The 9,896-nt window shown below is 59.7% G+C and carries 3 protein-coding genes and 1 pseudogene; 1 reads left to right on the top strand and 3 read right to left on the bottom strand.

Features of this window, described 5'->3' with window-relative positions; genetic code table 11:
• Positions 1 to 1,615, top strand: a 1,615-nt coding sequence (locus V7080_RS19575) for a putative bifunctional diguanylate cyclase/phosphodiesterase (RefSeq protein ID WP_334190075.1), incomplete at its 5' end; no start/stop codon positions are given.
• 171 nt (positions 1,616 to 1,786) lie between these two features.
• Here the strand turns inward: V7080_RS19575 and V7080_RS19570 are convergent.
• The 3 genes and pseudogenes from V7080_RS19570 to V7080_RS19560 all read right to left on the bottom strand — a co-directional run.
• Positions 1,787 to 7,960, bottom strand: a complete 6,174-nt coding sequence (locus tag V7080_RS19570) for an AAA family ATPase (RefSeq protein ID WP_334190074.1) — start codon at positions 7,958 to 7,960, stop codon at positions 1,787 to 1,789.
• Positions 7,961 to 8,166: 206 nt separating this feature from the next.
• Complete coding sequence (locus tag V7080_RS19565; RefSeq protein WP_334190073.1) at positions 8,167 to 9,534, bottom strand: DUF1329 domain-containing protein; 1,368 nt, start codon at positions 9,532 to 9,534, stop codon at positions 8,167 to 8,169.
• Positions 9,535 to 9,629: 95 nt separating this feature from the next.
• Positions 9,630 to 9,896, bottom strand: a pseudogene (locus V7080_RS19560) (hypothetical protein); the annotation flags it as partial.

Here is a 9,896-nt window from a genome sequence, read left to right as displayed (position 1 = left end):
GGACAGCAAGGTGCTGCCGCAAGATTTGTTTCTGGGCAAGCGGTTATGGGAGAGTGCGTTCAGCGTGGAACTCGACGGCGGCTGGGACGGATTACGCAAACTATGCGATGGCCGCCAGCATTTCCGCGAGGTGGTCATCAAGCGGGTGTCGCCCGACCGGCGGGAATATTTCGTCAGCCTGAGCGGCGGTCCCATCCTCGACAAAGGCATTTTTAAGGGCTACCGCGGCGTCGCCAGGGAAGTCACCGACGAAAAGCTGGCCGAAGAGCACATTCAGCACCTGGCAACCCATGATGGCCTGACCGGCCTCCCCAACCGCCTGATGTTCAACCAGTTGCTGACGATGCAGATCCAGTCGTCGCAGCGTGCCGGCCGGCGGTTCGCGGTGCTGTTCATCGACCTCGACCGCTTCAAGCTCATCAATGACACGCTCGGCCATGAAGCCGGCGATTCCCTGCTGAAGGAAATCTCGTTGCGGTTCAGGCAGGCCTTGCGAACCAGCGACATCATCGCGCGTTTGGGTGGCGACGAATTTGTCGTGTTGATTCCCGAGCTGGGTGACGAAAAGCAGGCTGCCGAAGTGGCCCGCAAGCTGTTGGCCGCGGCAGTCAGGCCCATGGTCCTGGCGGGCCAGGAATGCCGGATATCGGCCAGCGTCGGCATTGCCCTGTACCCGAATGACGGCACGGACGAGCAGGCGCTGCTCAAGAATGCCGACAGCGCGATGTATCTTGCCAAGGAAGAGGGCAAGAACAACTTCCAGTTTTATTCGACCTCCATCGGTGCCGAAGCGATGGACAGGCTGTCCGTGGAAGTGGGCCTGCGCCATGCGCTGGAACGCAATGAGTTTGAAATCCACTACCAGGCCAAGCTCGACCTGCGTTCCGGGCAAGTGTCCGGCACCGAGGCATTGCTGCGTTGGAACAACCCTTCGCTCGGGCAGGTGCCGCCGGTGCATTTCATCCACGTCGCCGAGGAATCCGGCTTGATCATTCCGATCGGGAAATGGGTGCTGCGTACCGCTTGCGAGCAGAACATGGCATGGCAACGACAGGGAATGCGTCCGATCCGCATGGCGGTAAACCTCTCGGCCCGGCAATTCTCCGACAGGAACCTGGTCGAGGATATCGCCGTCATCCTCGCGGAGACGGGCATGCCGGCCAGCCTGCTCGAACTGGAAATCACCGAAGGCATGGTGGCGCACAACCCCCAGCAGGCGGTGCTGACGCTGCAGGCAATCAAGAAGCTCGGGGTACGCCTGGCCATCGACGATTTCGGAACCGGATATTCCTCGCTGGGCCAATTGCGCAATTTCCCAATCCATGTGCTGAAGATCGACCGGTCCTTCATACGCGAGCTCGAATCGAAGGCGGAAGACCGGGCCATCGTCGAAGCCGTGGTGGCGATGGGCAAGACGCTGCATATGACCGTCGTGGCGGAAGGCGTGGAAACCGCGGGACAGCAGGACTTCCTGCGCCATGCGGGGTGTGATGAGGTGCAGGGATTCCATATCAGCCGGCCAATCCCGGCGGAGGCGTTCGCGGAATTTTTTGAACGGGCCTGCAATCAGTCCGGGGCGGCAAGCAACCCCGGTCTCAGCGTCACGACAGGATAGCGCGGGAGATTCCGCTTGCCGGATTCGTGTCTGCCTGGACCGGAAGGGATGGCCGGCTGTGCTCGGCCGACAGCATGCTGCTCCATTGACCGCTTCATCCTTGTTCCACGCGCACATCGCTTTGGCCTCGTCGCATCGCCCGGCAGACAGGCTATCCGGCCGGCGGGCCTGTCATTGGCCTGTCATTGCACCTGACTCCCCCTTCAGGCATTTCTCCACGAGGCCGAGGATGGCTTTGGACTGGTAGCGCTTGGCCAGCACATGCAACTGGCGGGCAAACGGTCCGTAGCGCTGATCAAGTTCGGTCAGGTAAGTCGCATGCGCCGCAATGTCCTGCATGTTTCCCAGGCGGGCCAGACGGTACAGGACTTCCATTTCCTGCGGTGGCGGCACCACGAAGGCCGCGCTCGCGCCGGATTCCGGAAGCGATGCCGATGGCGGCCCATCGTAAACCCACTCCAGTTGCAACAAGGTCGCGATCTTCCCTAGCAGCCGGTCCAAATCGATCGGTTTGGGCAAAAAATCATTGGCCCCGGCCGCCAGGCATTGCTCACTATCACTCGTGGAAACACTGGCCGATACCGCGATGACCGGCACCTCCTTGAACGCAGTCAGCTGGCGCAAGTGACGCGTGGTTTCCAGGCCATCCATTTCCGGCATCGCGATGTCCATCAGGATCAGTTGCGGCCGCACGCTTTGCGCCATGTGCAGTACCTCGCGGCCGTTCGTCGCCTCGACCACCTCGAACCCGAGCGGGTGCAACAGGCCGGTCACCACCTTCCGGTTTTCGGCCACATCGTCCACCACCAGGACTGTCTTGCGCGGCCCGGTGTAGCCGGTCACGATCCTTCCCGGTGCCGCGACTGTTCTCGTATCCACCACCGGCATTTCCAGTTCAAACCGGAAGGTGCTGCCCTGGCCGTAGCGGCTCTCGACCTGGAGTTCGCCGCCCATCAGGCGCACATATTGCCGGCTGATGGCCAGGCCCAGGCCGGTGCCTCCCAGGCGGCGCTGCATGTCGCCGACCTGTTCGAACGGCTGGAAAATGGTGTCCAGTTGATCCGTACCGATGCCGACCCCGGTATCCTGCACCTCGAAGCGCAGCCGGGCCGGCGGCGCGAAGCTTACCCGCAGCGCCACCTGGCCACGGTCGGTAAATTTGACGGCATTGGACAACAAGTTCAGCAACACCTGGCGCAACCGTTTCTCGTCGGCCCGGATGCACCGCGGCATGTCCGATGCCATGTCGCAGATGAAGTCCAGGCCCTTCTGTGCCGCCTTCACGCCGATCATCTCGATGATGGTGCGCACAAAGGGGGCAAGCTGGAGGTCGGAGAAATAGAGCTCCATCTTGCCGGCTTCGATCTTGGCCAGGTCGAGGATATCGTTGATGAGGGAGAGCAGATGTTCGCCGCTCCTCTTGATCACGTCCACGCCGGTAAGCTGCCGCTCGTCCAGCATCGAATCGCGTTCCAATATCTGGGCATAGCCGAGGATGCCGTTCAAGGGGGTGCGCAGCTCATGGCTGATGTTTGCCAGGAAAGCGCTCTTGGCTCGGTTGGCTGCTTCGGCGGCATAGCGTGCTTCCCGCTCCGCCTCGGCCTGCTTGCGCTCGGTGATGTCGAGCACGAAGGCCACACCGTGATCCGGCGTATCGTCGAAGAGAACGGCGCCGATCAGCACCGGAATACGGATGCCATTCTTGTGCCGGAATGCCTTCTCATAGGGAGTACTCGTCCTGGTGGCACGCACTTCCGCCAACTTTAGCTCATCGAGCGACTTGAATTCCGGCAGTGTCATGGAGGCCCAGTTCATTTTTCCGTCCGCCAGGTCTTGCCGCGAGTAGCCGACCATCCGCAGAAACGCGTCGTTGGCATCGGTGATGCCGCCGCTCAGGCTCCAGAAGACGATGCCGATGATGTTGGAATCGACCAGGCGCCGCATTCGGGCATGGCTGTCGCGCACATCGGCATAGAGACGGGCATTGTCGAGAGAGATGGCGGCCTGGCAGGCCAGCAGCTCCAGCACTTTGACCCGCTCCGGGGGGAAGGCATGGGTGGCGAGATTGTTTTCCAGGTAGAGCACGCCGATCAGCACGGATTGCCGAAGAATGGGAAGACAAAGCACGGACTTGGGATGCCGTTGCGCGAAGTAGGGGTCGGCCGAAAGCGGATGCGGGACGGACGCATCCATCAGCAGCACCGGCTCGTGGCTGCGTCGCACGTAATTGAGGAGGGCAGTTGGCAATGACATGTCCGGCGGCGTGTGCGCGGGATGCTGCCGCACCCGTACCGTTTGCTGCTCGACGTACGCGTCGGCTGCCAGCAGCAGGTCTTCATGACGGGCCAGCAGCAGGCAGCCGGTCTGCGCGCCGGCGTTTTCGAGCATGATGCGCATCAGCGTATCGATCATTTCATCCAACACGATCCGGCCGGAGATGGCTTGCGAGGCTTTGGTTACCGACAGCAGATCCAGATGGATCTCGCGGTCCACAGGCGCGGCAGGAGCGCGCCCCGTGCGGTCGCGCAGTTGCGGATAGCGCTCGTCGAGCTGCCGTACCTTGCCGTCGGCGCCCCAGCGCGCATAACAGGCGCGTGCCTGTTCCAGATGAGCTTCGCCGGCGGTCGGAAATCCGCGTGTGGAGTAAAACCTTGCGGCAAGTTCGTGGGTGATTGCCTCGTCATGAACCATGCCGTTCTCGCGGGCCGCCTGAATGGCTTGTTCGTACAGGCGCATGACAGTCTCGAGATCGGCTCCCTGCAGGCGCTCGATTTCGGCCGAGACCAGGGCAAACTTGTCGCGAACGTTCGACGGACCGATTTCCGCAAACTTGCGCAACTGCGCCTGATGCACCGTCAGCAATTTTCCCCATTCGCGCTGCTTATCGGGCTCGGCCTTCTCGTAGAGTGCTGCGATCGTGAGCGCAGCATAATAGTGATAGTCCAGAGCCTGAAGGGATCCCGACACAATCCACAGCAGTGTCTTCGTCTTTTCGATGGCTGCCAGAGCCATCATGTAGTCGCCCGATATGAATCGCGCCATCAGTTTAAGAAGCCAGTATCCGCTGATCAGGCTGCTCGTCCTGTCCTGCGTCAGTTTAGCCTCGAATGCGGCTTCGTCGAAACCGGCACCGCTAAAGCTTGAAAAACTTTCGGTCTCACCCCGCATATTGGCGATGAAGCGCTGGTGCATCAGGATGCCGTCCGCCGCGTCGCGACACTTGGCTTTTCGCACGAAATCCAGGCTTTGCTCTGACTCGCTCCATACCGTTTCCAGGGACTCGCCCTGGATGCGAAGGTAAGCAACGATCACAGTCTGGCTGTAGCACATCACGGACATATCGCCGGTTTCGACCGCGCTACGGTAAGCGGCTCGCGCAAAATCGAGCGAAGCGGTGAGAGGCTGCGTCCATGCGGCAACCTGCTGCATTGCGAACAGGACGCTTGCTTTGCAGGCCGAAAAACCGTGCTTGTCGACGACTTCGCATGCAAGCTTCGTAAGACGGTACCCCTCTTCGTAGCGGTGGAAGGCTGGGTCGAGAAAAGCACCGAACAAGGCCCAGCCTTGCGCGGAGGCACTGCTCATCCCGTGCTTCAGGCTTAAGCTCACGATGCGGCACAAGAGCAGATGGTTCATATTAATGTCGGTGAAGTACGCCGACGGATGGGCGACCAGAAGCATGTCCATGGCGGCTTCGATCTCGGGATCGGTCAGCCGCGGCAGATCGATGAGTTGCTCGATCTGTTGGCTATCCAGGTCGCGCCAGACAGCCTCGCACTCTTGCCGCACCTGTTCGCTGGTTGGATGCGAAGGGATGTTGATGTCGAACAGCTGCAGGCATTCGATCGCACTGTCGATGGCCTGTGAGTACTCCGACAGCATTGCATGGACAAGTACTTTCAGGTGGTAGGCTGCCGCCCGTTCTGTTTTCGACGTGCTTTTGCGGAGGATCACGGCGATCAACTGCTTGACGGTGTCGAAATTACTGATCAAGTACTCGCAGCTCGCACTTTCAAGGAACAGGTCGAATGCCAGCCGGTGCCGGCTCTCCCAATCGCTTTCATCCAACATGGCCATGCCGGCCGCAAGATATCTGCATGCTGACGCATACGCTGCCGATGACTTGGCCTTGCGTGCTGCGCGCAGGTTGAGCTCCGCCACCCGCCCTTTCTCCTCCCGGTCGGCAAGCAGCGCCGCGCCCAGGTTAAGCTGGTTCGTCACATCGAAAATATGTCCGGTCATTTCCTCCGGGAGCATGCCTGCCATGAGCGCGCGGCCGATATGCAGGTGAGTCTCGCCGCGGCGCTCTTCCGGAATCAGCGAGTAAGCCGCTTGTTGAATCCGGTCATGCAGGAACTTGCCGATGCCGTTGGCGCGCACGATCAACTCTTCCCGTATCGCTGCCGACAGGTGCTGTTCGGTCTCGGCCACCGAGGCGCCACTGGCCAATGCGAGACTGCACAGATCAAACTTGTTGCCAAGGCAGGCGGCCAGTTGCAGCACTTCCTGGGCCGCTGCAGGCAACCGCTGCAACTTGGCGACCATCAGGTCGACCACGTTGTCGGCAAAGTTCCTGGTCTTGATCTGGTCCAGATCCCACCGCCAGATCCGGTCTCGCGCGTTCCATTGCAACAAGTCTTCCTTATGGAGCGAATCGACGAACTGAATAAAGAAGAACGGATTGCCTCCGGTCCGTTCAAACACCTGCCGCGTGAGGGGTTCGCATATGGCTTCGTCCGCATGCAGCGTATTCGACATCAGCCGGTTCAACTGCGCGACCGACAGCGCCGCGAGCTTGATGTCCTCTACCGATGTGCCGCTGTGCCGGATCGCACCAAAGCTCGCCAGCAGCGGATGGATTGGACTCACTTCATTGTCCCGGTATGTCGCAATCAGCAGAAGGTGGCGGGTGTCGGCGTGCGTAAGCAGATGTTCGATCAGTTTCAGGCTGGCGGCGTCGATCCACTGCAAGTCGTCAAGGAACAAAACGAGTGGATGTTCTTTCCTGGTAAATACGCTGATGAATTGCCGGAAAGCCATGCGGAAGCGGTGCTCAGCCTGGCTCGGCGGTAACGCCGGCACAAGCGCCTGCTGGCCGATGATGAGCTCGATCTGCGGCAGGACGTCGACGATAAGCCGGCCGTTGACGCCGACTGCCTCCAGGATCCGCTTCCGCCAGCCGGCGATATGCACCTCGCTTTCGGCAAGTAGCTGTTGCACCAGCTCCCGAAACGCTTGCGTGAGGGTGGCGTAGGGAATATCGCGCTGGTACTGGTCGAATTTGCCGGAAATGAAGTAGCCCCGCTTTTCCATGATCGGTTGATGCAACTCACCAACCAGCGCCGACTTGCCCACACCCGAGTAACCCGAGACAGTCACCAGCACCGGGCGGCCGGTTGCCGCCATGCGATCGAATGCTTTCAGCAAGGCGGCTCTTTCCTGCTCCCTGCCATAGAGTTTGTGCGGGATCTGAAAGCGGTCCGAAGCATCCTGCGCACCCAGTTGGAACGGTGCGATGTACCCGGATGATTGCCACTGTGCCAGACATAAGTCCAGATCGGCCTGCAGCCCGTCCATGCTTTGATACCGGTCCTCCGGCAATTTGGCCAGGAGTTTCATCACGATGTCCGATACCGGTCGAGGCACGTCGGGCGCGATATCGCAGGGCGGTTTCGCGGTACGCGCGATATGGCAATGCGCCCATTCCAACGGATCGTCCGCGGAAAACGGCAATTGACCGGTCAGCATGCGATAGAGCGTGATGCCGAACGAGTAGAAATCGGTGCGGTAGTCCACTGCGCGATTCATGCGGCCGGTTTGCTCGGGCGACACATATGCCCAATCGCCCGCGCGGACGGTAATGCCATTCGACGAAAACACCTGTTCTTTGGAAGCGGCAATGCTGAAGTCGACCAGAAGGATATGTCGGCTCTCCCGCATCACCAGGATATTGACCGGGCGGATATCCTGATGGACTACGTGAGCCGCGTGTACGCCTGCCAGGGCATGCGCCAAACCGCTGGCGATGCCCAGGCAAGCAGGCAAATCCATTCTCATGCCGCGGTTCAGAATCGATTCGAGCGACTCGCCGGCGAAGTTGTCCAAGACCATTGTCAGGCATCCGCCTTCATCGATCAGGTCTGTCGGTTTCGCGACGCCGGCGGCATTGAGCGATCGGAGCAGGAGGTATTCACGCCTGAAATGCGCAAAATGACTGGCGCCGGCCTCATGCGGATCAAGTTGCTTCAGTATTACCGGCACATCGTCATCCAGACGTCGTGCACCATAGAGATGGGAGCTTGCCGTCTTGCCAATATGGCCAACTATCTGATGACGTGCAACCATGGGGGAGATGGACGTGATTAGTTGTGCAGCCCGCAAAATTGTTTATTGCACAATCCGACATGCAAATAGACCTGACGTGTCTTCAATAATTCAACGACGGCATGATCCGGTCCTGGACGCGGGCTGCGTTGGCAAAGCGTCGCGCCAGGCAGCATCAGCGTCACGATCGGATGGGACAGGCCGCCGCCGCGACGACAGATGCGTCGTCAACGAATGCCATCGGCCATGAGCGCGGCTGGAGAAAAATACTCTTCCGGCCGGCGTATGGCGACCTGATAGTCTCGCTGGTGTTCATGGAATGCCGCCAAGATAACGTATGCGCCTTTCAGGAAATCATACATAACGTTGGGAAGAGCGAGCAATGCCGGAACTTCCGGGGCGAGAAGCGGCAGGGCCTGGCCGGTGTGCCACAACTGTCCGTTGGCGTCCCAGCCATCGTATAGCAGCGCTTGCCAGGTATCTTCATCCAGATACAAGCGCCGCTTCGGCATTACGTGGCGCTTGCCGGGCGATAGCGTGGCCTCCACGACCCACACACGATGCAGTTCCCATCGCACATTCGCCGGATTGAGATGGTACGGCTGCAAGACGTCATCCACATTTTTCACGCGGAGCTTTTCGGTGTTGATGTTATAGGGAACGAACATCTCTTTCTTGCCCAGCAGTTTCCAGTCATACCGATCCAGGGAACCGTCGAACAGGAAAATCTCATCGAAAAAAGAGATGCCGGAGGCACTGAGGTTGGGGGAGTCGTATTCAAAGTTGGGCGCACGCCGCACGCGACGCTGCCCAACCAGATATTGCCACGACTGGGAACCTTGCCGGCCTTGCTTGAGCTGGTTGACTGTCAAGGATGTTTCCCCGGCCAGGAAAGGCGGGGCCGTGAGGCTGAATTTACTGAACCCATAAGTGGTGCCCAACTGTTTGGGTGTACTGTCACGATAGTAATAAGGCATTTGTGCCACCAAAGTAGCAGCTGCGGCCAGCACGGGTTTTCTACCGGCAGTCACGACATACGTGCTGATGTCTCCGGTGTACGCTTCGCCTTTCCAGGAAAATAAATGATTCCACATGGCTTCTTCCCCATTCTTTGGGATGGGAAAGGCGATGCCTCCCTGCGCGCCCTCGATGGACAGGCCGCCGGGTCCCAGTTTGGCACGGGTGGCATTCTTGAAGGTGTTGTCGTAGACCCACTGCGGCGCCGCCGCGCTACGGTGGGTTGGGTACACATCGAGTCGATAAGTGGGGAAACGCTGCAACAAGGCTTTTACGCCGTCGGAGAGCTGGTCGGCGTATTGATTCATGTTTTGTGCCGTGATCGTCAAACGCGGCTTTTCTTCGGCAAAGGGATCGGGCCTGGGTTGCCCTGATTGATAGCCGGGCGGTACCTTGGTATAGCCGCCTTCCCAAGCGGGAATCGTCCCGCTCCTGTTGCCGGCGCGTTCGGCTCCGAAGGGCGTGAGTTCCGACATGAGCCTGGCTGCTTCTTCGGCGGTCACTGCCGCACCTGCGGCTTGCGTTGCGGCCGCAAGCGACAGCATAACGATGGTCACGATGGATTGCTTGAATTTCATCTTTGTCTCCTGACGTCGAGGTCAAGCTTGTTATCGAGATACAAGAAAATGAAGGGCGACAACGTCATTGCCTTCTGTGCAGGCATAGCTTGCTTTTATCGAACCCGTAACGAGTAGCCCGCCGCCGCCACCCAAGCCGCGGCCAATGCCAGCAATGCCAGCGCGTAGTTGCCGATAGCGGTCGGAATGTCTTGCTGTGAGCCGGCCAGCATCACCACCAGGAGCGGGCTGACGAACTGGCCGAGGAAAATGCAGGAAGTCAACACGCCGACGCCTTTGGCACGTAGCGAAGGCGGCAGTATTTCCAGCAAGTGGGCTACAACATTCGGCCCCAGCATGCCAGCCCCGATACTATGTGGAAT

It is taken from the genome of Noviherbaspirillum sp., from assembly GCF_036846085.1.
Taxonomy (GTDB): domain Bacteria; phylum Pseudomonadota; class Gammaproteobacteria; order Burkholderiales; family Burkholderiaceae_D; genus Noviherbaspirillum.
The sequence above is the reverse complement of the archived record's forward strand: the minus strand, read 5'-3'. Positions and strand labels throughout refer to the sequence as shown.

What these genes read in the sequence shown, in the direction of transcription:
- V7080_RS19570 (WP_334190074.1), bottom strand. Translation starts at nt 7,960, where the DNA reads ATGGTTGCACGTCATCAGATAGTTGGCCATATTGGCAAGACGGCAAGC.
- V7080_RS19565 (WP_334190073.1), bottom strand. Translation starts at nt 9,534, where the DNA reads ATGAAATTCAAGCAATCCATCGTGACCATCGTTATGCTGTCGCTTGCG.